At 67.4% G+C, this 23,911-nt stretch carries 23 protein-coding genes; 12 read left to right on the top strand and 11 right to left on the bottom strand.

Going from position 1 to position 23,911, the window contains the following annotated elements:
• The 6 genes from RMO40_RS02910 to RMO40_RS02935 form a co-directional block, all read right to left on the bottom strand.
• Positions 1-6,330 (bottom strand): glucoamylase family protein (locus tag RMO40_RS02910; RefSeq protein ID WP_309716064.1); only part of this gene is annotated, 6,330 nt, incomplete at its 3' end.
• Positions 6,331-6,573, bottom strand: a complete 243-nt coding sequence (locus RMO40_RS02915; RefSeq protein ID WP_309716067.1) for a hypothetical protein — start codon at positions 6,571-6,573, stop codon at positions 6,331-6,333.
• Positions 6,574-6,597: 24 nt separating this feature from the next.
• A complete protein-coding gene (locus RMO40_RS02920; protein WP_309716070.1) occupies positions 6,598-7,536 on the bottom strand; it encodes an OmpA family protein in 939 nt (312 codons plus the stop codon).
• Between the two features lie 18 nt (positions 7,537-7,554).
• Positions 7,555-7,917, bottom strand: a complete 363-nt coding sequence (locus RMO40_RS02925; protein ID WP_309716073.1) for a DUF4398 domain-containing protein — start codon at positions 7,915-7,917, stop codon at positions 7,555-7,557.
• Between the two features lie 233 nt (positions 7,918-8,150).
• Positions 8,151-9,281 (bottom strand): OmpA family protein, encoded by a 1,131-nt coding sequence (locus RMO40_RS02930; protein WP_309716076.1) that lies wholly within the window; start codon positions 9,279-9,281, stop codon positions 8,151-8,153.
• 49 nt (positions 9,282-9,330) lie between these two features.
• Positions 9,331-11,208, bottom strand: coding sequence for an Ig-like domain-containing protein (locus tag RMO40_RS02935; protein ID WP_309716079.1), 1,878 nt, complete (start codon positions 11,206-11,208; stop codon positions 9,331-9,333).
• 196 nt (positions 11,209-11,404) lie between these two features.
• Here RMO40_RS02935 and RMO40_RS02940 point away from each other — a divergent pair, with 196 nt between their 5' ends.
• From RMO40_RS02940 to RMO40_RS02995, 12 genes are all read left to right on the top strand, one after another.
• Positions 11,405-11,746, top strand: coding sequence for a hypothetical protein (locus RMO40_RS02940; RefSeq protein WP_309716082.1), 342 nt, complete (start codon positions 11,405-11,407; stop codon positions 11,744-11,746).
• 177 nt (positions 11,747-11,923) lie between these two features.
• Entirely contained in the window at positions 11,924-13,636 is a 1,713-nt protein-coding gene (locus RMO40_RS02945; protein ID WP_309716085.1) for an ATP-binding protein, read from the top strand.
• A complete protein-coding gene (locus RMO40_RS02950; RefSeq protein ID WP_309716088.1) occupies positions 13,633-14,469 on the top strand; it encodes a response regulator in 837 nt (278 codons plus the stop codon). The genes RMO40_RS02945 and RMO40_RS02950 overlap by 4 nt, the downstream gene beginning before the upstream one ends.
• A 253-nt stretch (positions 14,470-14,722) precedes the next feature.
• Entirely contained in the window at positions 14,723-15,451 is a 729-nt protein-coding gene (locus tag RMO40_RS02955; RefSeq protein WP_309716091.1) for a Crp/Fnr family transcriptional regulator, read from the top strand.
• 119 nt (positions 15,452-15,570) lie between these two features.
• Positions 15,571-16,302, top strand: a complete 732-nt coding sequence (locus RMO40_RS02960; RefSeq protein ID WP_309716093.1) for a helix-turn-helix domain-containing protein — start codon at positions 15,571-15,573, stop codon at positions 16,300-16,302.
• Positions 16,303-16,454: 152 nt separating this feature from the next.
• Positions 16,455-17,147 (top strand): helix-turn-helix domain-containing protein, encoded by a 693-nt coding sequence (locus tag RMO40_RS02965; protein WP_309716096.1) that lies wholly within the window; start codon positions 16,455-16,457, stop codon positions 17,145-17,147.
• Positions 17,148-17,223: 76 nt separating this feature from the next.
• Complete coding sequence (locus RMO40_RS02970; protein WP_309716099.1) at positions 17,224-17,709, top strand: hypothetical protein; 486 nt, start codon at positions 17,224-17,226, stop codon at positions 17,707-17,709.
• An 81-nt stretch (positions 17,710-17,790) separates the two neighbouring features.
• A complete protein-coding gene (locus RMO40_RS02975; protein ID WP_309716103.1) occupies positions 17,791-18,081 on the top strand; it encodes a hypothetical protein in 291 nt (96 codons plus the stop codon).
• Between the two features lie 43 nt (positions 18,082-18,124).
• Complete coding sequence (locus tag RMO40_RS02980; protein WP_309716106.1) at positions 18,125-18,283, top strand: DUF3309 family protein; 159 nt, start codon at positions 18,125-18,127, stop codon at positions 18,281-18,283.
• Complete coding sequence (locus RMO40_RS02985; RefSeq protein WP_309716109.1) at positions 18,283-19,584, top strand: PQQ-dependent sugar dehydrogenase; 1,302 nt, start codon at positions 18,283-18,285, stop codon at positions 19,582-19,584. The genes RMO40_RS02980 and RMO40_RS02985 overlap by 1 nt, the downstream gene beginning before the upstream one ends.
• Positions 19,581-20,957, top strand: a complete 1,377-nt coding sequence (gene cls, locus RMO40_RS02990) for a cardiolipin synthase (RefSeq protein WP_309716112.1) — start codon at positions 19,581-19,583, stop codon at positions 20,955-20,957. Before RMO40_RS02985 ends, cls begins: the two co-directional genes overlap by 4 nt.
• A 210-nt stretch (positions 20,958-21,167) precedes the next feature.
• Positions 21,168-21,968, top strand: coding sequence for a diguanylate cyclase domain-containing protein (locus RMO40_RS02995; RefSeq protein ID WP_309716114.1), 801 nt, complete (start codon positions 21,168-21,170; stop codon positions 21,966-21,968).
• Here the strand turns inward: RMO40_RS02995 and RMO40_RS03000 are convergent.
• The 5 genes from RMO40_RS03000 to RMO40_RS03020 all read right to left on the bottom strand — a co-directional run.
• Positions 21,950-22,429 carry a hypothetical protein gene (locus tag RMO40_RS03000; RefSeq protein WP_309716117.1) on the bottom strand — a complete coding sequence of 160 codons (480 nt, stop codon included), beginning with the start codon at positions 22,427-22,429 and terminating at the stop codon, positions 21,950-21,952. The genes RMO40_RS02995 and RMO40_RS03000 overlap by 19 nt on opposite strands.
• The gene (locus tag RMO40_RS03005) at positions 22,426-22,812 is read right to left on the bottom strand and encodes a phage holin family protein (RefSeq protein WP_309716121.1); all 387 of its coding nucleotides are present in this window, start codon (positions 22,810-22,812) and stop codon (positions 22,426-22,428) included. Before RMO40_RS03005 ends, RMO40_RS03000 begins: the two co-directional genes overlap by 4 nt.
• Positions 22,813-22,831: 19 nt before the next feature.
• Positions 22,832-23,212: a hypothetical protein gene (locus tag RMO40_RS03010; RefSeq protein WP_309716124.1), complete on the bottom strand. Its 381-nt coding sequence runs from the start codon at positions 23,210-23,212 to the stop codon at positions 22,832-22,834.
• 40 nt (positions 23,213-23,252) lie between these two features.
• Positions 23,253-23,417 carry a DUF1328 domain-containing protein gene (locus RMO40_RS03015; RefSeq protein WP_296682186.1) on the bottom strand — a complete coding sequence of 55 codons (165 nt, stop codon included), beginning with the start codon at positions 23,415-23,417 and terminating at the stop codon, positions 23,253-23,255.
• A gap of 145 nt (positions 23,418-23,562) precedes the next feature.
• Positions 23,563-23,911: ATP-binding protein (locus tag RMO40_RS03020; RefSeq protein ID WP_309716130.1), on the bottom strand; the 349-nt coding region annotated here is incomplete at its 5' end.

A 23,911-nucleotide genomic window follows, 5' to 3' on the forward strand; every position in this document is an offset into this window, starting at 1 on the left:
GGCCGGTGTGTCGCTCACCGGGTCGTTCGACCAGGTGGTGAGCTGGTTGAGCCGGCTGTTCACGGCCCAGGTGTAGCCACCGCCGGCTTCGGAAATCTGTGCACCGAAACTCGGGTTCGAGAGCACGTTGATCCATGGCCGCTTGGGCCGCACGCGGGCGCTGGTGTCAAACCGGAACTCACCCGACTGAGGCGCAAACTCGCCGCTCGGGGCGGGCGCGGCCATCGGCAAGGCACGCGCCATCGGCACCGCTGCGGTCGAGGTGGCATGCCGTTCTTCAAAGGCCTGCTCGTGCAGCGTGACCCACTCCTGCACGTGGTGCACCAGCGGGCGGCCATCGGCACGCAGGCGCAGGCGGGCCAGGCAACGCAGGGTGTTCAGCTCCTCGGCCGACAGCTCCTCGGCGCGCAGCAGGTGAAAGCCGGTGCAGGCCGGGCCCGGTTGGGCGGCGCTTTCGGCGATGTGCCGCTCGCGCAGCGCAGCAATCTCGCGCTGCAGCGCCATCAGGTAAGAGGTGGGCTCGGCATTCACCACCACCAGGTCGCAGGCCACGCCACCCCAACCCCACAGGCGCAAACCCTTGGCGAGCGTGCGCAGCAGGCCCAACGATTGCGCGACGCCGGCCGACACCAGCATGATGGGCCGGTCGCCCGAGATGCCGAAGCGCCACAACAGGCGCCGGTCGCAGGCCTCGGCAGCGCCACCTTGCGGGCGCGTGAGGCACAGCACCAGCGCGGTGGTGAGCGTCTGGATGGCCGCGAAGTTTTCTGCGCTCAGCGCCAGCGTTCGCAGGCGGATGCCGGTCAGCGTGGCCGACATCAACGACGAACGTTGCACATGGATGGCCTGGCGGTATTTGTCGATCACCGCGTGCAAGGTGGCGGGCGAGTCTGACGCGGTGGTTGCAAACGTGAGCTGTGCCTTGGCATGCGGCTCGATGCGCAGCCGCACCGCGAGCGCGCACATCGGGTCGAGCCCGGTGTCGAGCGTGATCGGGGTGTCGGCCCCGCTGCCGTTCTCGTGCTCGTGGTCGGGCAGGTCGTCGAACGAGGCCATCGGCCGCGCTGCACCCTGGTTGCGGCCCCACCAGCGCAGGCGGTCGGTCTGCACACGCAGGCCCACCACCTGCGGGTCGCTGGCGGCCAGGAAGTGCGCCGCCAGCAGGCCTTGCTCGGTGGCCAGGCGGGGCTTGCGCTCGAACAGCACGGCCTGCTGCGAGGCCAGCCATTCGGCGCGGACGAAAAGATTGGTGAAGGCCGGGTGCGTTTCATCGGCACGCGGGTCGGCCAGCGTCACCTCGAAGGCCGAGATCAGCTCGATCTCGATCACACGGTCGCTCAGGTTGCGCAGCTCGATCTGGCGGAACTCGATGTCGTCTTCGGGGCTGACCCACACCGTGGCGTGGGCTTGCAGCTCGGGCCAGGACGCGTCGAAGCACACGCGGTCGGCGTGGAACACGCTCTTGTAGTGCGCCGCCGGGTCGGGCGCGGGGTGCTGGGTGATCGACACCGGCTGCGGCCGCTGGTCCCAGCGCAGGTAGAAGAAGCTGCCATGCGAATCGCGCAGCGCGTCGTCGCGCGAGCGGGTGATGCCGGTGGCGCCCCGGCGGCTCCAGCCCGCACCGTTGGCGCGCAGCGTGACGCTGTAGCGCCCGTTCGACAGCACATGCGTGGGCTCGAGCGCGGTGGCGCCGGGCAACACGTCGCGCAGCAACGCCGGGCCACGCCGCTGCAAGGCGAGTGTTGGCGGGCCGGGCAAGGGCGCGTACAACATCGACACCTCGCGCGGCGCGCGCTCGTGCAGCAGCGACGACACCGCCTCGATGTGGGCATTGGCCATGCCCCAGCGCTGCGCGCAGCCCCCGCGCAGCACATTGGCCAGCGAGACGATGCTCATGCCCTGGTGGTGGGCCATGAAGGTGCCCACGCCGGCATAGGTTTCGCCGCCGGCCAGGCGTGCGGGCGAGAAGTCGAGCGCCTCGATGAAGCCGTAGCGCGCACGCGCCGCCAGCGTTTGCATGGCCGCGAAGTTCTCGGCCGCGCGGTGCGGCGCGATTTGCGCCGCGAGCGCCGTGGCGTAAGGCGCGATCACCAGCTCGTCGGGCGGGGTGCGGCGCAAGGCCAGGCGCGGCACACCTTGTGGCGCGTACTGGTAGGCCAGCGTGTGGTCGCGCCCGGCGTAGGCCGACTCCGAGATGCCCCAGGGCACCTTGTGCGCGCGCGCAAAGGCGATCTGTTCGCGCACGGCGGCGTGGCCGGCGTCACGCAGCACGCTGCCGTGCGGCTCGTCGAGCACGAGGCTGGGCATCAGGTACTCGAACATCGAGCCCGACCACGAGCGCAGGCCGGCTTGTGTGCCCACCGCGTAGAACGGCCGCCCGAGCGAGGCCCAGTGGCGCACCGGCACGTCGCCCTTGGCGATGGCCAGCAGGCTGGTCAGGCGCGACTCCGAAGCCAGCAGGTCGTAGAAGCCCGCATCGAGCTGTTGCTCGGCCACGCGAAAGCCGATGTGGAAAAGGTGCCGCTTGCGGTGGTACAGAAAACCGAAGTCGGCGCTCCAGGCCAGTTGTTCGAATTCGTGGGCGATGGCCTGCAGGCGCTGCACGGTCTCGGCCGTGGCAAGACTGGCTTGCTGGTCGCGCAAGGCCGAGCGCAGGGTGGCGATGTGGTCGCCCAGCAGCCAGGCCAGCTCGGCGGTGTCGGGCAGCAGCGCGGCGAGGTCGTCGGTGGCCTCGCGCAACAAGCGCTCGAAGCCGCTCGCGTTGCGCAGGGCCTCCTCCAGGGGGTCGGGCAGGGCCATCAGGGCGGCCAGCGGCGAGTGGCTGACGGCGGGTTGGGAAAAAAGCTCGGGCACCCGCGACATCAAGGGCGCCAGCCGTTGGCGCGAGGCGGCCAGCGCACTGTGGGTGGCGCTGGCGTCGTGCGGCGCCTGAACCAAGGCCAGGCAGGCTTGCGCGACCGCCAGCAGGTGCCCACTGAGGTTGCCGCTGTCAACGGTCGACACATACATCGGCAGCAGCGGCGCGCCGCTCTGGGTGTCGTACCAATTCAAAAAGTGGCCACGGTGGCGAGCCAGCTTGTGCAGCGTGGCGAGCGTGGCCTCCATGCGGGTGAGCAGGTCTTGCGTGCCGATCCAGCCGAACTCGCGCGCGCAGGCCACGCTCAGCAGATAAAGGCCGATGTTGGTGGGCGAGGTGCGGTGCGCCACCATGTCGTGCGGCACGGTTTGCAGGTTGTCGGGTGGCAGGTGCTGGTCGTCGACCACCACGCAGCGCTCGAACAGGCGCCAGGTGTCGCGCGCCAGGCCTTCGAGGCGCACCTGCTCGTCCAGGGGCAAGCCGGCGTCTTCCAACGCGGGGCGCGGCCGGCTGACCCACCAGGTCCACAGGGGAGAGGCGGCCCACAGCGCACACAAGGCCACCGACAACGCCGGGTGCGGCGTGTCGAGCGCCAGCAGACCGGCGAGGATGAGCGAGGCCAAGGCCGGTGCCATCCAGTGGGTGCGCACCAGATCCCTGAGGTCGGTCTTGGCGGCCGCCTGCGCCGCTGCGCTGGTGGTCCATTGCATCAGGTGGCGCTGGCTCACGAGCATGCGGTAGAGCGAGCGCACGATGGCATCCAGGGCCATCAGCGCGTGGTGCATCAGCTGCGCCACGTGCCACAGCCCGGTGCTCAGCGCGCGTGCGAGGTCGAGCGTGGCCTGGCGGTAGAAGTGAAGCTTGGCGATGTCGTCTCGGCTGGGCGACAAGCCGGCCACCGCGCCCATCAGCGGCCCGGCACAGAACGCGGCCAGCACCAGCAGCAGGGCCGACCACGGCGACAGCAGCCCGCCCACCAGCGTGAGCACCAGCAAGGCGAGCGAAGCGGCGGGCACCAGCGAGCGGCGCAGGTTGTCGAAGATCTTCCAGCGGTTGATCGCGTTCACCGGGTAGCGCCGGGGGTTGAGGAAGATGGGCAACAGCTGCCAGTCGCCTCGCATCCAGCGGTGCACGCGCGAGGCGGCCACGTCGGCGTGGAAGGGCGCGTCTTCGATCAGCGAGATGTCGGTGATGGCGGCACTGCGCACCATCGAGCCTTCGATCAGGTCGTGGCTCAGCACCAGGCCTTCGGGCAGGCGCTGGTGCAGCACGGTGTGCATGGCCTGCACGTTGAGCAAGGCCTTGCCGGTGTAGGCGCCTTCCAGGAACACATCCTGGTAGACCTCGGAGCTGGCCGCGCTGTAGGGATCGATGCCGCACTGGCCGGCAAACAGCCAGTGGAAGTAGGTGAAGTCGCGCGGTGCCGGCAAGGGCGTGGCAATGCGTGGCTGCAAGATGCCGTAGCCACGGGTGACGGTGCGTGTGCGTTCGTCGAGCTGCGGCTGGTTGTGCGGATGTGCGGCCACGCCAACCAGCTCGCGCAGGCGGCCGGGGGGCAGCTGCGTGTCGCTGTCGAGGGTCACGACGTAGGGCGTGTGCTCGGCAACGCGAGATGCTTCGCCCAGCGGCAAGAACTCGCTGGTGTCGCCAGTGGCCAGTGCGGCCACCAGCTGCTCCAGCTTGCCGCGCTTGCGCTCCCAGCCGATCCAGCGTTGTTCGGTGTCGCTGAAGCGGCGCTCGCGGTGCAGCACGATGAAACGCGGTGCATCGCCCTCCGCGGCGGGGTAGCGCGTATTGAGCGCGTCGATCTGCGCCACAGCGCTGGCGAGCAGGTCTTCGTCGGCCTCCACACGGGCCGCATCGGCATCGGCCCAGTCGCTCAACAGCGCGAACTGCGCATGGCGCTCGGGGTTGGCCAGGTGGTGCAGCTGCAGCCGGTGGGCCAGCTCGCGTGTGGCCGCTTCGCTCGTCAGCATGCAGGGAATCACCACCATCACCCGGTGCGCGATCGGTATGCCCTCGGCCAACGCGAGACGCGGCAAGTGGTGCGGGCGCACCGACTCGCTGATGAGCCGGTTGATCACCGCGACCACCGCCTCGGAGGTGGGGAACAGCATCAGCACAATGCCGAGCCAGATCAAGCCGGTGGGCAGGCCGTCGAGTTCGTTCGCGTGGCGCAGCAGGCCCCAGCTCACGCCCACCACGGCCGCGAGTGCGCCGCCCAGGTAGAGCGGCAAGGCCCAGCGGTGGGCGGTACTCAGGCAGGCCTGGCCAGCGGCTTCGTGCAAACCCAGCTCGCGCAGCAGGGTGGGGCGGCCCGGGCCATGCAGCCAGTGGCTCGCCACGCCGGCGGCGGGGTTGTCGAGTTCGGCACTCTGTTTGAGGTCGAGCAGGGCCTGCGCCACCCGCACCTCGCTGTGCCCGCTGCGGCGCGCCAGCAGCTCAATGCCATGCAGCGTCTGGTCGCGGGTGAGGCTGTGTTCGGCGGCGAACACCGGCGAGGTGAGCATCAAGCGCATCAGCGTGCTGCTGCGGGCCACGATGTCGGGCCAGTCGGCGTCGCCGATGGTGCGCAGCGAGGTGACGGCGTTGCTCACGCTCAGGTTGTCGGCGGCCTGGTTGGCGGCTTGTTGCGCGCGCAGGCTGGGCAGGTCGGGCAGCTGGGCTTGCAGCCACACCTCGAAGGGTGCGATGTCGATGGTGGTGGTGGTGCGGCGCAGGTCGTGCAGGCGCAATGCCATCTGGCCCAGGAACGAGCGCCCCACACCGCGTTGCTCGAGCAGCGCGAGCAGTTCGTCGAGGCTTTCAATGCTGAAACTTTCAAGCCGGTCGCAGCACAGGTTGGCCGCTTCGCGCGCCGCCTTGTTGGTGGCCACACGTTCGGCCAGGCGGCGCAGGTTTTCGATCAGCACCACGCGCAAGGTGGTGGGCAGGGCCCACATCTCGGCCAGGTTCAGCTCGCGTGTTTCCTGGTAGGCGGTGAGAAAGCGCAGCACCAGTTCTTCATCGAAGGCGCCGTCTGTGTGGGCCACGAAAGCCCAGGCCACGCCGTAGATGCGCGGCAGGCCGGCGAGTGGCTCGTCTTGCAGCAGCGGCAGGGTGCGGAAGTAGCGGCGAGGCAGGCCCTCATGGATCTCTTTCAGCTGCGCTTCGATCAGGTGAAAGTTGTCGAGCAGCCACTCGCCGGCAGGGCTGATGTCGTAGCCGCTGCTGGCTTGCAGGCCGATGTAGTGGTGCGCCTCGCGCAGCGTGCGGATGTTGCTGCGCAGGCGCGGAAAGAAGGTCGCCGCACGCCAGCCGCCGCGCGCGGCGCGGTGCGTTTCGCCCAGGCTGTGGCCGTGCTGCGCAAAACGCTCCAGGCCGAAGATCTCTGAGCGCACCGGCTGCTGCACCGGCCCTCGAGCGCCATCGAGAATGCGCAGCAAGGCCTGCGGTGCTTGTGGCAGCAGGCGCTTCAGCGCAGATTCGGCCACTTAGACCACCAGCGAAGACACACCGATCAGCAAGGTAGCCACCACCAGCGTGGTGACAAATCGAGAGCTGATGAAACCGTGCATGGCCTCACCCACGCACTGCACAGCGAACCAGCGGCTGCTGGTGCCTTTGCACGCGTCAAGGTGCTCGCCCAGCGCAGACAATTCCATCGGCGAGGTGTCGGTGCTGTCGCCAAAGGATGCGGTACTCCAGAACGGCGGAGTTTGGTGTGGGGGTGACATCAGGGTCTCCTTGATGGGTGGGTGTCAGCGGCGCGACTTCACCGGCTGGTCGTTGTCCGCAATGTAGACCTCGACACGGCGGTTGAGCGCGCGGTTGGTGTCGGTGGTGTTGGCCGCGACCGGGTATTCCTTGCCGTAGCCCGCGGTAGAGACGCGGTTGGCTGGCACGCCCATGCCCTTCAAGGCCGATTCAACTGCGCTCGCGCGGCGCTGCGACAAGTTTTCGTTGTAGCTCGCCGAGCCGATGTTGTCGGTGTGGCCTTCGATGAGGATGTGGCGTGTAGGGTATTGCTTCAAGAAGTCGGCCAGCTTGCCCAGCGAGTTTTGTGCACCCGGCTTGACTTCGGCGCGGCCCGACTCGAACAACACGTCGCCCAACGTGACCAGCATGCCGCGTTCGGTCTGCTTGGCTTGCAAGTCATTCAAGCGCTTTTGCAGCTCGGCGGCTCGTTGTTGGGCTTCGCTGGCCGATGCCTGGGCGACGGCGGCCTGCTGCTCGGCACCCGAGGCGCGTTGTTCGGCACCGGCGGCGCGCTGTTCGGCCACCGCGGTCTGCTGGCGTGCGGCGCCGGTCTGAGCGCGGGCGCGATCGGCTTCGGCGGCGCGCATGTCGGAGCGCACACGCTCGCGTTCGAGTTCGGCTGCGCTCATGGCGCCGTCGTTGCCCTTGGCTTTGGCAATCGCCATCGCGGTCTTGGCCTGCTGGCTGGCCACATAGGCGGCGCTGCTGACCTCGGCCAGGGGCTCGCCCTTGTCGAGCAGCATGTTGGCGCGGTTGAGGGAGTCGGTGGCTTTTTTCAGCTCCAGTGGCGCCTGCGTTTGCACCTGCGCGTCGAGCTCGGCGCTGCGCACGGTGCTGCGCGCTTCGACCAGGGCGGGCGGCGGCTCTTGGGTGGTGGCGCAAGCCGCCAGGATCAAGCTGCCCAGCAGGGCGCTGATGGTGAGTGTTGAGTGGTGTTTCATGGGGTGTGCTCCGGTGTCTTATTTGCGGGTGAGTTCGTCGCGCAGCTGGCGGATGCCTTCGCGCACTTCCACCAGCGCCTTTTCGGAGCGCATCGAGCGTGACTGCGCCTCGGCCAGGGTAGCGTCGGCGGTGGCCTGCTCGGCGAGCTGGCGGGCCAGGTCGTAGTCCTTGTTGGCATAGGCGACGTTGGCGCGGTTGAGCTTGTCGCGCGCGGCGGCCAGGGTGACCGGCGAATCGGCCGACGCCGGCCCGGTGGCGCGCTCCACGGCCGCGCGGCTCACCGCCAGCTCTTCCTTCGGTGGGGGTGTGCCGGCACATGCAGCCAGCAGCACCACGGCGCAGGCGGGTATGCCCTTGTAGATCCAATTGAGGTTTGTCATGGGTGTTCTCCGATCAAATTTGGGGCTAGCGAACAGCGGTGAAGCGAAGGACTCACACCCGGCTGAAGCCAACAAAACCAATGTAGGCCGACCCTCGTTTGCAGCCCATCGGCGGGCGGCGCCATGCGCTGTGGGATTTGGACTACAACCACGGCGGTGTGGGCCCCCAAACGCTGCGGCCCGCCTGTCGCCAGGCGGGCCGCGCCGCTGTCAAAAAAGCGGATGCGCAGTGTTCAGCGTGAGCCGACCACCTCGATCTCCACACCCCGGTCAGGCTGCAGGCAGGCAATCAGCTTGGCGGTGGGCTTGTCGCCCTTGCAGTCATCGGGTTGGGTCACCGGCTCCGACTCGCTTTTCCCGGAGGCCGAGATCTTGGAGGCGCTGATGCCGGCGTTGCTGACGAGATAGGCCTTGACCATCTCGGCGCGCTGCGCAGACAGCGTCTGGTTGTACGCCGACGACCCCAACCGGTCGGCGTGGCCGGTGACCGTGATGACCTCGAACTGGCTGCCCTTGAGCTCTTGCGCAAAGGTGTCGAGCGCCGTCTTGCCCTCGGGTCGGAGTTCCGCCTGGTCGAAGGGGAACAGCGTCTCGGCGGAAAACTTCACCCGGCGGCGCACCGGTGCTGCCGCCACAGGCGGTGGGGCGGCCACCACCGGCGCAACGTAGGGCGCGGGCGCCGCGGCCATCGGTCGCACCGGCTCAGACGTGCGCCCGAACGGGAACACCAGGCCGACCGAGAACATGTTGACATTGCCGTGGTTGCCTACCGCGTCGTTGATGCGAAAACGCTCGGCTTCGGCGCGCACCAGGAACGAGGGGCTGACTTCGTACTGCATGCCCACGCCGACCTTGTAGTTCAGTTCGCGTTTGCTCGGGTTGGCGTCGCGCACCGACACCGCGCCGGTGCCGCTGAACGAATCGCGGGCATTCGCGTGCTGTGCGCCCACGCGGCCCAGCACCGACCAGCGCGGGCTCAGTGGCCAGGTGCCGACCAGGTCGAGGTTGACACCTTGCAGCTTGATCTCGCCATTGAGCGTGCCTGCCGGCGAGGTGGTCGTGTTGAAGCCGAAGCGGCCCAGGTTGAAGTAGCCACCTTCGAGCCCGAAGTGGCGGTTGAACTGGTAGCCACCAAAGAGCTTGTAGGCGGTGTCACGCTCGTCGGTCGACATCGATGTGGTGGCCAGCCCGGAGCCGAGCAGGCTCGCGCTGATGCGCTCGGTGTCGATCTTGGCGCGCGACTGGCCGATCGAGCCGCCCCCGTAGAAGTAGCCGCCCTCGGCGGGCTGGGCGACGCTTGGCGAAGCGAAGCAGGCGCTGAGCGCGGCAAGGCTCAGTACTCGCGTGGCGTGTTTGCGGTTCATGGTGTGGCTTTCAATCGGGTGAAGGTGTCGAGGGCGGGTGCGCGTGCCATCACGGCGCCACGATGGTGGTGTTGACCATCGTCACCGAGGCGGTGAGCCCGATGGCGCGGCCGACCAGCGTGGTCTGCATCAGCTGGCCCACGGTCGAGATGGTCACGCCGGCGGGCGCGATGATGGTGCCGACCATGCTGCTGCCGTCTTCGATGCGTGCGGCGCTGCCCACTTGCCAGAACACGTTTCTCGCCTGGGCACCATTGATCAGCACCACACGTCGTGGTGTGGCGCTCAGGCCCACGGTCAGCGCCGAGGCGGCCTGGAACACCCACACGGCGTCGGCGTTGCCTTGCGCGTCGAGCGTCAGGTCGCCAGTGGTGATGTCGAAGGTGCCGCCAGCCGAGGTGTAGGTGGCCGGAGCCAGCACGAGGCCGCCCAATTGGCCGGCTCCCGGGTCGCTGCCCGGCGGCAATGCGGCCAGCGCGTTGTAGGCCGCGAGCGCGTCGGCGCGCGCCTGGGTGGCGATGGCCAGCGTGGTGGTGGTGCCCGGTGCGGGCGGGCCGCAGTTGATGATGCCGTTGACAGCACCCACGTCGAGAATCGTCTCGGAATAGGTGTTCGACGCGTCATGGAAGCCGGTGATCAGCGTGCACGCCGCGGTGGTGCCCAGGTTGCCGTTCACCACGGTGTTCACGCCGTGGTTGGTAAGGCCTGCGCCGCCACCGAAGGCGCCGAAGGTGGCGGCCGTGCCGAGGTTGACCGGGCCGGCGCAGGCCACGGTGCCGGTGGTGAACGACCACGTGCGGTCGGCGGCCAGGGCATTGCCTGCCAGGTCCATCACCCCCGTGGCGCCCGATTCGATGGTGACGGCAAACGCCGTGCTCGGCGCGAAACCGGCTGCACTGGTGGTGGTGAAGCTCGCCACCTGGCTGGCCGCGTCGTAGCTCACGGTGGCGGCCACCGGCACGCCGGCGGCGGTGACGGTGAAGGTGCTCGGTGTGATCGTCGCCGCATTCATGGGCTCGCTGAAGGTGGCGCTGACGACGCGCGTCAGGCACACCGCCGTGGCGCCGTCCGCCGGGTTGATGGTGGTCACGGTGGGTGCGGTGCTGTCGCTCACGGCCGAGGTGGTGAAGGTCCACACATGGTTGCCGGCGGCCGGCACCACGGCAGTGTTTCCGCCCAGCGCATTGCCGGCCAGGTCGGTGGCAGCGGTGGTGAGGGTGGCGGTGAAGAGGGTGTTGTTGGGCAGCAGCGCCGGGGTGGTCGGCGTGAAGGTGGCCGTGCGTGAAGCCACCGAGTAGCTCACCGTGCCCGTGACCGCGGTGCCCAGCGTGGTGTTGGTCAGCGTGAAGCTGCTGCCGTTGATCGTGGTCGGGTTCATGGCTTCACTGAATGAAGCACTCACCCGGGTGTTGTTGGGCGCGGCCGGCGCGGCGTTGGCCGGTGTGGTGACCGAGACCGTGGGGCGGGTCGCATCGGCAGAGCCGGTGGTCGTGAAGCTCCATGAGTAGTTGCTCGACATGCCGAAGCCGCTGGTGTTCTGCGCGGCTGTCGTGACGGTGGCCACGCACAGCGTGTTGGGCGCGAGCGCTGCGGTGGGTGTCAGCGTGGCGACCCGGGTGGTGGTGTCGTAGCTGACGCTGGCGGCCACCGGTGTGCCGGCGGGGCAGGCCAGCGTGAAGCTGCTGGTGGTGATGGTCGCGGGCGCCATCGGTTGCGCAAAGGTCACGAACACGCTGCTGTTGGTGGCCACACCGGTCACAGCGGGGGTGCTGTTCGCCGGCGACGTGGCGCTGATGGTGGGCGCGAGGCCGGCGCCGGGGGTGCCGAGCACCGGGTCGAGGCCACCGCTGCAGCCCGCCAGCAGGGAGACCACGACAAGGGACGGCCAGCCGAAAGGCAGCCCAAGGAGGCGTCGAATCGAGTTCATGGGGTTCTTTCTGGCGGGCGGGCCGCTCTGTGTTGTTTGCAGTGGGGGTGCCGGTTGTAGGAGCGGCTCAGGCCAGGGTCTGTGCGTTGCCGTACGCCTGACCTCTGTTGGCACCGACATGGGGTGGTTCTGTGTGCTGGCGCACAAACAGCGCTGCGTTGGCTGCGTAGATTGCGGCGAACTTTCAGGAGATGACGTGGAATCGCAGGAGGTCACGAACGTGAACGGGGTGCCGGACCGCATCGTGCTGACGTTTCCCGCCTCGCCGCTGCCCCCGCTCAAGCCGCCGGTGTGGCCCTGGGCCGTGGCGGCTGTCATGGTGCTGGGGTTGTTGATCGGCTTCTACCTCGTGGTGCGCGAGATCAAGCTGCAGGGCGAGCAGCGCCGCCGCGCCGTGCTGAGCCATGCCGACGCCACTTGGCGTTGCAAAGCCATGTTGGGCCGGGCGCCTCGCGCGAGCTGCCTGATGGAGCTCAACGCCCCGTCAGAAACCGATGGCCCGGTACGGGTGGTCAACGCGGAGGCCGCCCAGCGCTGACGGTGACCGGCTTGTGTGCGCCAGCGCACGGACAGCCGTCGCTTGGCCGGCGATGATGGGCGATTGTGTGCGCGAGAGACCTTGCGCCGCAGCGGCGCCCTGATCTGCGTGTGTTGCCCGCAGGATCGCTCCACCTTCACGAGACTCGGGATGCCGGACACCGCCAAACACCATGAGATGAAATCCGAGCCCGGCGCCACCGAGTTGCGCCGCCAGCGGGCGCTGCTCAAGACCGGCGCCCTGCAAGACGCCATTCTCAACAGCGCCAATTTTTCGAGCATCGCGACCGACGAAAAAGGCGTGATCCAGATCTTCAACGTGGGCGCCGAGCACTTGCTGGGCTATCACGCAGCCGACGTGTTGAACAAGATCACGCCGGCCGACATCTCCGACCCGCAGGAGCTGGTGGCGCGCGCCACCGCCCTGAGCCGCGAGCTCGGCACCGTCATCACCCCCGGCTTCCAGGCCCTGGTGTTCAAGGCCTCGCGCGGCATCGAAGACATCTACGAGCTGACCTACATCTGCAAGAACGGCAGCCGCCTGCCGGCGGTGGTGTCGGTCACCGCACTGCGCGATGCACACGACACCATCATTGGCTACTTGCTGATCGGCACCGACAACACCGCGCGCAAGCAGGTCGAGGCCGAGCGCAAGCTGCTCGACCAGTCGCTGCAGGAGACCAATGTCGAGCTGGAGCGTGCCAAGCTCGTGGCCGAAAAAGCCAGCCTTGCCAAGTCAGACTTTCTCTCCAGCATGAGCCACGAGCTGCGCTCGCCGCTGAACGCCATCTTGGGGTTTGCGCAGCTGATGGAATCGGGTTCGCCCCCGCCCACGCCACCGCAGCAAGAAAGCATCGGCCAGATTCTTCAGGCCGGCTGGTACCTGCTCGCGCTGATCAATGAAATTCTCGACCTCGCCCTGATCGAGTCGGGCAGGTTGTCGCTCTCGCTGGAGCCGATGTCGATGGCCGAGGTGCTGAGCGATTGCCAGGCCATGATCGAGCCGCAGGCCACCAAGGGCGGCATTCGTGTGCAGTTCGCGCCCTTCGAGGGCGCTGGTTTTGTGAAGGCCGACCGCACGCGCGTCAAGCAGGTGGTGATCAACCTGCTCTCGAACGCCATCAAGTACAACCGTGTGGGCGGCAGTGTCGAGGTGAGCTGCCGCGCGACCTCTGCGCAGCGTTTGCGCATCAGCATTCAAGACACGGGCGAAGGGCTGTCGAGCGACAAGCTGGCCCAGCTGTTCCACCCCTTCAACCGCCTCGGCCAGGAAGGGGGCGCCGAAGAAGGCACCGGCATCGGCCTGGTGGTGAGCAAGCGCCTGGTCGAGCTGATGGGCGGCGAGATCGGTGCGCAGAGTTCGGTGGGCGTGGGCAGTGTGTTCTGGTTCGAGCTGAATACGGCGCAGGGGCCACCCGCCATCGAGCACACCGGTCTGGGGTTTTTGGCACCGATGTCGGTTCCGGAAGGCGCGTCGATCCACACCTTGCTGTGTGTTGAAGACAACCCGGCCAACCTGCTGCTGGTCGAGAAGCTGCTCGAACGCCGGCCCGACATCCGCTTGCTGAGCGCACGCGATGGCTCGCGCGGTGTCGAGGTGGCGCGCGCCGCGCTGCCCGAATTGATCCTGATGGACATCAACCTGCCCGGCATCAGTGGCTTCGACGCCATGAAGATCTTGCGCGACGACCCGGCCACGGCCCACATCCCGGTGATTGCGCTGAGCGCCAATGCCATGCAGCGCGACATTGAAAAAGGCCTGGCCGCGGGCTTCTTTCGCTACCTCACCAAGCCGATCAAGGTGGGTGATTTCATGGACACGCTGGACGATGCGCTCGCGTTCGCCCAGACACAACCGACCCGCGAGCCCAGACTGGAACCCACCCCATGATCCGCGCACAAGACATCTTCGAAGCCAGCATCCTGATCGTCGACGACCAGGCCGCCAACGTTCAGCTGCTGGTGCGCCTTCTTCATGAGGCCGGCTACAACCGCGTGAGATCGACGATGGACCCGCTCGCGGTGCGCGAGATGCACCGCGAAGACGCCTACGACCTGATCCTGCTCGACCTGCACATGCCGGGCATGGATGGCTTCGAGGTCATGGAAGGCCTGAAGGAAGACCTGACCGATGGCTACCTGCCGGTCATCGTGCTCACCGCTCAACCGGGGCACAAGCTGCGCGCCTTGCAGGCCGGCGCGAAGGACTTCATCAGCAAGCCGTTCGATCTGGTGGAGATCAAGACACGCATCCACAACATGCTGGAAGTGCGCCTGCTCTACAAGATGCTGGCCGACTACAACCTGCGGCTGGAGTTGGCGGTGAACGAGCGCACCGCCGAGTTGCGCGCCGGCGAAGCCCGTTACCGGGCGCTGACCGAACTGGCCTGCGACTGGTACTGGGAGCAAAACGAAACCGGCGATTTCACCAAGGTGGCCGGGCCGGTGGTGGAAATGCTGGGCCTGCGCGTCACCGACTTCCTGAGCCAGACCAGCCCGCAAGAGGTCACCGGCTGGGTAGAGGCGGAGCGGCAGGCCTTGCAAGCCACCATCGCCGCGCGCCAGCCGTTCCTCGACTTTGCGTTCAGCCGGCTCAACGCCGATGGCTCGAAGCAGCAGTTCCGGGTGAGTGGCGAGCCGATGTTCAACACGGCATGCGACTACATCGGTTACCGGGGCATCGGCGTGGAAGTGAACGCAAAAAAGGCGCTCACCTTGGGCTGAGCCCGGCCGGGGCTTTTTAGGCTGAGCGACCCACTCGCAGGCAGCGCGGGTGCGCTTGCCGTGCGGCCCCCTAATGACGCAATCAACCCGGGCTCGTGAAGGCGGGTTGCAATGCGGTGTCTGTGCGCTAACGTACATAACACGCCGTACTTGTGTTCGTTATCGAACACATCAAGTGCCTTGTGTTGCCTACACTGGGAAGGCCATGGCATGCCAGTCCCAAGGTAGTTCAAACCCTGCCTCAGAGCACGCGATGACCACATCAACCCCACCCCTCAACCCGAAGCAGAACCAGCTGCTGGCGGCACTGCCGCCCGCCGAATGGGCTCGCTGGGCCCCTCAGCTTGAAGTGGTCGACATGCCGCTCGGCCAGGTGCTGTACGAGCCGGGCAACACGCTCAGCCATGTGTACTTCCCGGCCACCTCCATCGTGTCGCTGCTGTATGTGATGGAGAACGGCTCTTCGGCCGAGATTGCCGTGGTGGGCCACGAGGGCATCGTCGGCATTTCGCTCTTCATGGGCGGCGAATCCACGCCCAGCCGGGCGGTGGTGCAAAGCGCCGGCCAGGGCTTTCGCCTGCCTTCCCAGGCGATCAAGGGGGAGTTCAGCCACAGCGGCCCGGTGATGCACTTGCTGCTGCGCTACACCCAGGCGCTGATCACGCAGATGGCGCAGACGGCGGTGTGCAACCGTCACCACTCGCTCGACCAGCAGCTGTGCCGCTGGCTGCTGCTGAGCCTGGACAGGCTGCAAGGCAACGAGCTGGTGATGACGCAAGAGCTGATCGCCAACATGCTCGGTGTACGCCGTGAAGGGGTGACCGAAGGCGCGCTCAGGCTGCAACAGGCAGGCTTGATCCGCTATTCACGAGGCCACATCACCGTGCTCGACCGCCCGGGGCTGGAAAAGCGCACCTGCGAGTGTTACGCGGTGGTCAAGAAGGAATACGACCGGCTGCTGCCGGCCTTAAGGGCCGTTTGAGCGGCCGGCCGGGAGGCGGCACGTAGGAGCGGGCCGACAGCCGAAACCGGCCGCCGCCGATACCTGAGGCGAGGGTGGGGTCGGATCATGGGAACTCGAACTTTGTAGCGAGGACCCCCGTGAACACACCCGCCCGTTCTACATGCGACCCTCAGCAGAATCACCTGTTGTTTGCGCTGCCCCCTGCCGAGTGGGCGCGCTGGGCGTCACAGGTCGAACGGGTGGACCTGACGATGGGGCAGGTGCTGAGCGAATCGGGCAGCTGCCCCACATTCGTTTATTTCCCGGTCACGGCCGTGGTGTCGCTGCTGTACATGACGCGAGAAGGCGGCTCGGCCGAGATTGCCGTCATCGGCAATGACGGCGTGGTCGGCATTTCGATTTTCATGGGCGGCAGCGCCACCCCCAGCCGGGCCGTGGTGCAAAGTGCCGGGCAGGCGTACCGCTTGCGTGCCGATGTCGCGATGGCCGAGGCGAGCCGCAGCGGGCCGGTGTTGAGCGTGCTGTTGCGCTACGCCCAATCGCTGATCGCGCAGGTGTCGCAAACAGCGGTGTGCAACCGCTACCACTCGATCGACCAGCAGCTGGCAAGGCGCTTGTTGCTCGGCCTGGACCGCTCGTCTTCCAGCGAACTCGTGATGACGCAAGAGCTGGCTGCCAACCTGCTGGGCGTGCGCCGCGAAGGCATCACTGCGGCGGCCCACAAGCTGCAGCTGGAGGGTGTGATCCGTTACCGGCGTGGGCACATCTCGGTGCTCGACCGCCAGCGCCTGGAGCAACGCACCTGCGAGTGTTATGCGGGCGCCAAGCGCGAGTACCAGCGCTTGTTGCCCATGGCGGTGGCGGCCTGATCTATTTTTTACCCTGCGTGTGTTGGCAGACAGTCTGGAGGCCGCAATGGGCTCAGACTCGGCGCCTCTGAACCCCTCGGCAGTCGGCGGCCGCGTGCTCTTCAGCTTGTCATCGCCCCACGGCGGCGGCAGCCACCCACCGGAGCGCCGCCTTGGCCACTGTCGAAAATCATCTGATCGAGCTGCTGCCCCGCCGAGACCGTGCGCGCCTGCTGGCCGTGTGCGAGCCCTTCGAGCTGCTGCTGAACGACGTGCTGTGCGAGCCCGGCCAGAGCACGCGCCATGTCTATTTCCCCTTGCGCGGCTTCATATCGCTGGTGGTGCTGGTCGAGGGCAGCCCCGGTGTCGAGGTCGGCATGGTGGGCCGCGAGGGCATGCTCGGCGCGCAGCTGTCGCTCGGTGTGAGCACCGTGCCGGTACACGCGCTGGTGCAGGGCGCGGGCTCGGCCTGGCGCATCGAAGCGCCGGCCTTTCGGGTCGAGCTGGAGCGCAGCCCCGCGCTGCAACGCCACCTCAAGCGCTACCTGTACGTGCTGATGGCGCAGCAGGCCGCTTCGGCCGCTTGTTTGCGTTTTCACAAGATCGCGCCGCGCCTGGCACGCTGGCTCCTGATGAGCCAGGACCGGGCCCACTCCGACAGTTTTCACGTGACGCAGCAGTTCCTGGCCTACATGCTGGGCGTGCGCCGCGTGGGCATCACGGCGGCGGCTGGCGCCTTGCAGCGCGACGGTCTGATCGACTACCACCGGGGCGACATGGTCGTGCTCGACCGGGGCGGGCTGGAGTTGGCGGCCTGCGGTTGTTATGCCGCCGATCAACGGGTCTACGCCGACTTGATGGGTTGACCACCGCGGTGCGTTGCCGCACAGACGCGGCGGCGCCGCGAAGCGCAAGCTGCAGGCGGCTGCCTGGAGCGTTGTCATGAGAACTGAGCAAGGCGCCGCCGAGCCCTGGACCTTTCGCGGGGGCTCGGTGACACCTGAGTCCGACGAAGGCCTGCGCCGCGTGCCCAGCGACCGCGACTTTGTCGCCATGCGAGCTGGTTACCGCGCCACCGGCGGCATCGCGCGCGGCGACGACCTGGCCCGCCTGCTGGAAGACATGCAGTGTGGTGATTTGTCCACGCTCGCCCGCCTGATCGCCAAGGGTGATGTGTTCGGCTTCGACTGGCACGGCAGTTTCTGGGTGCCGATGTTCCAGTTCGAGCTGCGAGACCTGTCGTTCAAGCCTTCGGTGAGGCGGGTGCAGGCCGAGCTGGCCCAGGTGTTCGACGGCTGGACGATGGCTGTGTGGTTCGCGCAGCGCAACTCGTGGCTCGACGAACAGCGGCCGGTCGATCTGCTCGACAGCATGTTGCCCGCGGTGCTGCACGCCGCGCAGGCCGATCGGTTCATCGCCAGCGGGTGAGGCGATGTGTGTGTGGTAGCGCACAGAGCCACCGGCTCGACGCGCATAGCCTCTGTTTTCACTTCTTCACAAGGATTCCCCATGAAGCTCTCGATCTTGACGCTGGCCTTGCTGGCCACCCTGGGCCTCGCGGCCTGTGACAACCGCCCCGACGTGATCTACGTGCCGCCGCCCGCTGCCGGCCCCCCCGGGCCCGCAGGCCCCACGGGTTCGACCGGCAACACCGGCAACACGGGCAACACGGGCAATACCGGAACCAGCGGCAGCACCGGCAGCCCGGGCCTTGACGGCAACAAGGGCGAAACCGGCAAGTCCGGTGACGGCACGACCGTGATCGTGATGCCGCCGGCGGCGTCTGCGCCGGCCAATTGATTCCACCGCAACAACCACCAAACCACCACCACCGGGAGAAGCCATGAGCTTGGGAACCATTTTGTTGATCGTCTTGATCTTGCTGTTGATCGGCGCCTTTCCCGCCTGGCCTCACAGCCAGAAGTGGGGCTACGGGCCAACGGGCGGCTTGGGCCTGGTCGTGGTGATCGTGCTGGTGTTGTTGTTGATGGGGCGCATCTGATGCGGGGAGGGGCCGCGCTGGTTTTGGCGGTCTGTTTGAGCGCCTGCGGCGACGTGGCGAAGCTGTCGGTGGCCGAAGGCACCGGGCCGCAGCCCGGGCTGCCGCCGCCGGCCAAGTCGCTCCTGCCCACGGTGAACATTGCACCGGCCATTGGCTGGCCGAGCGGCACCACACCGCAACCCGCAGCCGGCACGCGCGTGGCCGCGTTTGCCGCCGGGCTCGACCACCCGCGCTGGCTGCATGTCTTGCCCAACGGTGACGTGCTGGTCGCCGAGAGCAACGCACCCGCGAGGCCCGAAGACGACAAAGGCATCAAGGCCAAGATCGCCACCTGGGTGATGAAGCGTGCCGGCGCGGTGACCAAAAGTGCAGACCGCATCACCCTGCTGCGCGACACCAACGGCGACGGCGTGGCCGACCAGCGTTCGGTGTTGCTCGAAGGCTTGCACTCGCCCTTCGGCATGGCCCTGGTGGGCGACAGCCTGTACGTGGCCAACTCCGATGCGGTGGTGCGCTTTCCGTATGCCCTGGGTGACACCCGCATCACCGCGCCGGGCCGCCAGCTGGTGGCGCTGCCGGCCGGCCCCATCAACCACCACTGGACGAAGAACCTCATCGCCAGCCCCGACGGCCGCAAGCTCTACGTGACGGTGGGCTCGAACAGCAACGTGGGCGAGCGTGGCTTGGAGGCCGAAGCCGGCCGTGCGGCGATCTGGGAGGTCGACCTGACGAGTGGCATGCACCGCGTCTTTGCCAACGGCCTGCGCAACCCCAATGGCATGGCCTGGGAGCCGCGCAGCCAAGTGCTGTGGACGGTGGTGAACGAGCGCGACGAACTGGGCAGCGACCTGGTGCCCGATTACCTGAGTTCGGTGCGCGATGGAGGCTTCTACGGTTGGCCCTACAGCTATTACGGCACGCATGTCGATGAGCGGGTGAAGCCGCCGCGCCCCGACCTGGTGGCCCGCGCCATCGTGCCCGACTACGCGCTCGGGGCCCACACCGCCCCGCTGGGGCTGGTCTCGTCGGTGGGCACCGCGCTGCCCGCCGTGTTCGGCTACGGCATGTTCATTGGCCAGCACGGCTCGTGGAACCGCCGCCCGCACAGCGGCTACAAGGTGATCTTCGTGCCCTTCGAGAGCGGCCGGCCCAGTGGCGCGCCGCTCGATGTGTTGACAGGTTTCCTCAACGCCGAAGGGCAGGCCCACGGCCGCCCGGTGGGCGTGGCGCTCGACAAGCAAGGCGCACTGCTGGTGGCCGACGACGTGGGCAACGTGATCTGGCGGGTGAGCAGCCAATGACACGAAGGCTGTGGTCGCTGCTGCTCCTGCTCGCGTTGGGCGCTTGCAGCAGCCTGCCCACCGTGGCGCCCGATGAAGTGCGTGCCACGGCACCGCCGGTGCAGCTCGAAGGTGCACGCGGCACGCTGTCGGTGGCGCAAAGCCAGGCCGTGCTGGAGCGGCTGGCAGGCAGCGGCCCCGAGACCGCCATCTTCGAGCGCCACCTGGCGGTCGAAGAGTCGGTGGTCGGCAGCCCGCTCACCACCGGCAACCAGGTGACGCTGCTGGAAGACGGCCCCGCCACCTACCGTGCGATGTTTGCGGCGATTGAGGCCGCGCGCGATCACATCAACATGGAGACCTACATCATGGAGGCCGACGATGTGGGGCACGCTTTTGCGCAGGCCTTGATCGCCAAGCAGCGCCAGGGGGTGCAGGTGAACCTGATGTACGACAGCGTGGGCACGCTGGGCACGCCGGCCGACTTCTTTCAACGCATGGCCAACGCGGGCATCAAGCTGCTCGAGTTCAACCCGGTCAACCCGGCCAAGGCGCGCAAGGGCTGGGAGATCAACCAGCGCAACCACCGCAAGCTGCTGATCGTCGACGGCCACACCGCCTTTCTCGGTGGCATCAACATCAGCAGCGTGTACTCGGGCGGATCCAGCAGCAGACCGAGCCGGCGCGTGCGGCCGAGCGGCGAGCTGGCCTGGCGAGACACCGACGTGCGCCTGCAAGGCCCGGTGGTGGCCGAGCTGCAAAAACTCTTCCTCTCATCCTGGGCGCTGCAAAAGGGCGAGACGCTGCCCGAGCGTGCCTACTTCCCGCCGCCGCAAGCGAGCGGGCGGCAGGTGGTGCGCGCCATCGGCAGCTCGCCGGAAGACGCGCACAGCCTGATCTACGTGACGCTGATCTCGGCCATCACCAGCGCCGAGACCAGCGTGCTCATCACCAACGCCTATTTCGCCCCTGACCCACAGCTGCTCGCCGCGCTGGAGGCTGCGGCCGCGCGGGGTGTCGACGTGAAGCTGATCCTGCCCAGCCAGACCGACTCGTGGCTGGTGTTCCATGCCGGGCGGGCCTATTACGACCGGCTGCTGCGCGCCGGGGTGCGCATCTTCGAGCGGCGCGGCGTGATCCTGCACGCCAAGAGCGTGCTGATCGACGGCGTGTGGGCGACGGTGGGCTCGACCAACCTCGACTGGCGCAGCTTCCTGCACAACCACGAGCTCAACGCCGTGGTGCTGGGCTCGGAGTTCGGCGCCCAGATGCAGGCCATGTTCGCCAAGGACCTGGCGGGCTCGGACGAAATCACCCTGAAGCAGTGGAAGCGCCGCACGCTCGACCTGCGCGTCAAGGAACTGTTCGGCCGGATGTGGGAGTACTGGCTGTGAAGCGGCGACACGGCGTGCCAGCCGAATATGCGCGGAATGTGGCCTGGCGTACAGACGGCGGGCGTTTTACGGGCTCACAGTAAGTTCATGAGTACACCGCAGAGATCGCGCACCCCCCTGCCGAACGATGGGGCCAGCCCGCATTCGTCAGCCGATGCCGAACCCCTTGGGTTTGCCCCCTTGGGCGCCTCGTTGGGGCCGGACGGGACCTTGCCCATCGAAGATTGGGTCGACCTGGTGTGTGCCATCGAAGCGAGGTTGCGCGACAGCGTGAGCGACCAGCCGACCGGTGATCACCGACTCGAGTTGCCGGCTGGCGCGGAACGGGTGCGCGCCAGCGTGCTGGAGTGCGTGGCGGCGCTGGGCCAGTTGCATGCAACCCTGCAGGCCGAGCTGGCGCGACGCTACTCGCTGGAGTTGCAGGTGTTCGATGCCCAGACGGCGTTGGCCCAGGCGCGCTCCGAGCTGGCCGGCACACGGGCGGGCGAGGAGAAGGCTCGCCACCAGGCCTTGCACGATGCGTTGACCTCGCTGCCCAACCGCAGCTTCTTTCACGAACGCCTGGACGGCACGCTGGCGGCCGCCCCGCCGCTGCGCCAGGCTTTTGCGGTGCTGTACATCGACCTCGATGGCTTCAAGGCCATCAACGACGCACATGGCCATGCCATTGGCGACCAGTTGCTCGGCATCGTGGCGGCGCGACTGCAGCGCGCCATTCGGTCAGAAGACATGGTGAGCCGCCTGGGCGGTGATGAATTTGCCTGCCTGGTGATCGGCCTGGCAAGCACTGCGCAGTTGTGCCGCTTGGCAGCACACTTGTTCGATGTGGTGTCGGCGCCGGTGCGCATTGGCGAGCTGCAGCTGGTGGTGCGCCCGAGCATCGGCATTGCGATGTGCCCGGACGACGCCGTGACGGCAGACGCCTTGATCAGAAAGGCCGACGCGGCGATGTACCACGCCAAGCGCGAGCAACTTGGCTACGCTTTTGCCACTCAGTGCAACGGGGCTTGAGTGCTCGCTGCCGTGGGGTCTGTTTGGGGCGGTGTTGGGGCAGGGGCGACTGCCGGCTCATTCTTTTGCGTGAACGATGCCAGCACGGCCAGCCACGATTCGAGCGGCACGACGGCCATCGCCTTGGTCAACAACTGAGGCAACAAGCCTGCCACCAAGGCCGGCTTGAGAATGCCACGCCAGGGCTTGGCCCAGACCAGCAACCCCCCTACGACGAGCGCGCCCGCCACCAGGGCAATCGGGTGGCGATCTGCGATGGGGCGAAGCAGGGTTTTGATTGCATCAGAGGCCACCGCGCCCGCCACGTGCAGAGGGTGGCCGGCCCACCAGCCTTGCAGGGCTTTGAGCGAAGGGCTGGCATGGTCGGAGTGCGCAGGTGCCTGAGGCTTCATCGACAGACGCATTCGCTCACGCGACGCGGCGAGCCTCTGGATGGCAGGCAGTTGAGGCGATGCGCTCATGACGCCCCCGCTCCCACTTCACGCAGCATGGCGACATCGGCTCTCACCTGCTGACGCATGGCGCCGAACAGCCCGGGGCTGGTTTGCGAGCGAGCCGCCACAGCACAAGCCACAGCGGCGACCAGCGGCAGCAGGGGCGCGACGATCAACGCCCAGGGAGCCTGGATGTCTGCGGGCGGGATCACCGCCCACAACATCAACGCCACCCCCGCCAGCACCACGCCCACACCGAGGCCGCACAGTGCCACGGCACCGAGCATGGCTTGCCGCTTCCACTGCGCAGAGGCGGCGCTGAGCTCTTCGCCGAGCAAGTCGGCGTAGGCCTCGGCGTGCTCGGCGAGCAGTTGCGGCTGGTTGGTGACGAGGCGAAGGAGGGGGTGCATCACAGCTCTCGCGTGTGGATCAGACGCGGTCGCGCGAACGACTGATCAGGCTCACCAGGGCCATCAACGCAGCACCCGTCGCGGCGGCGATCAACACGGCCTTGATCGGGTCGTTCTTGATGTAGCCGGCGGTGGTGTCGGTGGCGTGCAGGGCGGTGCTGCGCAACTGCTGTGTGCCGGTGCGCAGGGCCTCGGCGCCGCGGTGCGCGAGGGCGCTGGCTTGTTCGGCGGCACGGTCGATCAAGGGTGACACGTGCTTGCGAGCGTCTTGCACGCCGTTGGCCAGGCTGTCCAGTGCATGGGTGGCGACCTGTTGGGTCGACTTGATGGCATCGTCAGCCGATTGAGCGGCTTGGTCGGCGATGTTGGTCGGTTGGTCGAGGGTGCTCTTGGTATACATGGTGGTTCCTTCGGAAGGAGGTGGTGAGAGTGAAGTGACGTCAGCCCTTGCGGATCACGCCAAAGAGGAAGCTGGCGATGGCCAGCACCGCAAACACGATGAAGAGAATCTTGGCGATGCCCACGGCACCAGCGGCAATGCCGCCGAAGCCGAACAAGGCGGCAATCAAGGCGATGACGAAGAAAACAACGGCGTAATGCAGCATGTCGGGCTCCTGGTGAGGTTGCGTTTTTGGTGAACCCAGTGTCAAGGCCCAGGCGTGTGCTGGCGATAGGCCACATCGCCTGAGTGGTGACGGACGAGCGAGCGGGGTGGTGTAGGAGGCCGCTGACAAGCGGCTCCTGCGGCGGCTAGGCGGCCGCTGTCGCCGTCTCTGGCAGGTTCACCCGGATCTGCGTCCCTTGACCCGGCGCCGAGGTCAGGCTGAGCGTGCCGCCTTCGGCCTCGACGCGGTATCGCATGCCCACCAGGCCATAGGCCGAGCGCTGCTGCACGCTGGTGTCGAAGCCCACGCCGTCGTCGCGCACCGTGATCTCGACCCGCCCGCCTTTTGGCAGCATGCTGATCCACACGTTCTTGGCGCGTGCGTACTTGGTGATGTTGGTGATCGACTCCTGCACCAGCCGGTAGACCACCAGCTCGGCGTCGGTCTGCAGCTTCACCGGTTGCAGATCGCATTGCACCGTGAGGCCGGAGTTG

Origin of the sequence: Rhizobacter sp. (assembly GCF_031412075.1) — a bacterium.
GTDB lineage: Bacteria > Pseudomonadota > Gammaproteobacteria > Burkholderiales > Burkholderiaceae_C > Rhizobacter.

What these genes read in the sequence shown, in the direction of transcription:
- RMO40_RS02915 (WP_309716067.1), bottom strand. Translation starts at nt 6,573, where the DNA reads ATGTCACCCCCACACCAAACTCCGCCGTTCTGGAGTACCGCATCCTTT.
- RMO40_RS02975 (WP_309716103.1), top strand. Translation starts at nt 17,791, where the DNA reads ATGAAGCTCTCGATCTTGACGCTGGCCTTGCTGGCCACCCTGGGCCTC.
- RMO40_RS02950 (WP_309716088.1), top strand. Translation starts at nt 13,633, where the DNA reads ATGATCCGCGCACAAGACATCTTCGAAGCCAGCATCCTGATCGTCGAC.
- RMO40_RS02930 (WP_309716076.1), bottom strand. Translation starts at nt 9,281, where the DNA reads ATGAACCGCAAACACGCCACGCGAGTACTGAGCCTTGCCGCGCTCAGC.
- RMO40_RS02955 (WP_309716091.1), top strand. Translation starts at nt 14,723, where the DNA reads ATGACCACATCAACCCCACCCCTCAACCCGAAGCAGAACCAGCTGCTG.
- RMO40_RS02945 (WP_309716085.1), top strand. Translation starts at nt 11,924, where the DNA reads ATGAAATCCGAGCCCGGCGCCACCGAGTTGCGCCGCCAGCGGGCGCTG.
- RMO40_RS02970 (WP_309716099.1), top strand. Translation starts at nt 17,224, where the DNA reads ATGAGAACTGAGCAAGGCGCCGCCGAGCCCTGGACCTTTCGCGGGGGC.
- RMO40_RS02980 (WP_309716106.1), top strand. Translation starts at nt 18,125, where the DNA reads ATGAGCTTGGGAACCATTTTGTTGATCGTCTTGATCTTGCTGTTGATC.
- RMO40_RS02920 (WP_309716070.1), bottom strand. Translation starts at nt 7,536, where the DNA reads ATGAAACACCACTCAACACTCACCATCAGCGCCCTGCTGGGCAGCTTG.
- RMO40_RS02925 (WP_309716073.1), bottom strand. Translation starts at nt 7,917, where the DNA reads ATGACAAACCTCAATTGGATCTACAAGGGCATACCCGCCTGCGCCGTG.
- RMO40_RS02985 (WP_309716109.1), top strand. Translation starts at nt 18,283, where the DNA reads ATGCGGGGAGGGGCCGCGCTGGTTTTGGCGGTCTGTTTGAGCGCCTGC.
- RMO40_RS03000 (WP_309716117.1), bottom strand. Translation starts at nt 22,429, where the DNA reads ATGAGCGCATCGCCTCAACTGCCTGCCATCCAGAGGCTCGCCGCGTCG.
- RMO40_RS02935 (WP_309716079.1), bottom strand. Translation starts at nt 11,208, where the DNA reads ATGAACTCGATTCGACGCCTCCTTGGGCTGCCTTTCGGCTGGCCGTCC.
- RMO40_RS03010 (WP_309716124.1), bottom strand. Translation starts at nt 23,212, where the DNA reads ATGTATACCAAGAGCACCCTCGACCAACCGACCAACATCGCCGACCAA.
- RMO40_RS03015 (WP_296682186.1), bottom strand. Translation starts at nt 23,417, where the DNA reads ATGCTGCATTACGCCGTTGTTTTCTTCGTCATCGCCTTGATTGCCGCC.
- RMO40_RS03005 (WP_309716121.1), bottom strand. Translation starts at nt 22,812, where the DNA reads ATGCACCCCCTCCTTCGCCTCGTCACCAACCAGCCGCAACTGCTCGCC.
- cls (WP_309716112.1), top strand. Translation starts at nt 19,581, where the DNA reads ATGACACGAAGGCTGTGGTCGCTGCTGCTCCTGCTCGCGTTGGGCGCT.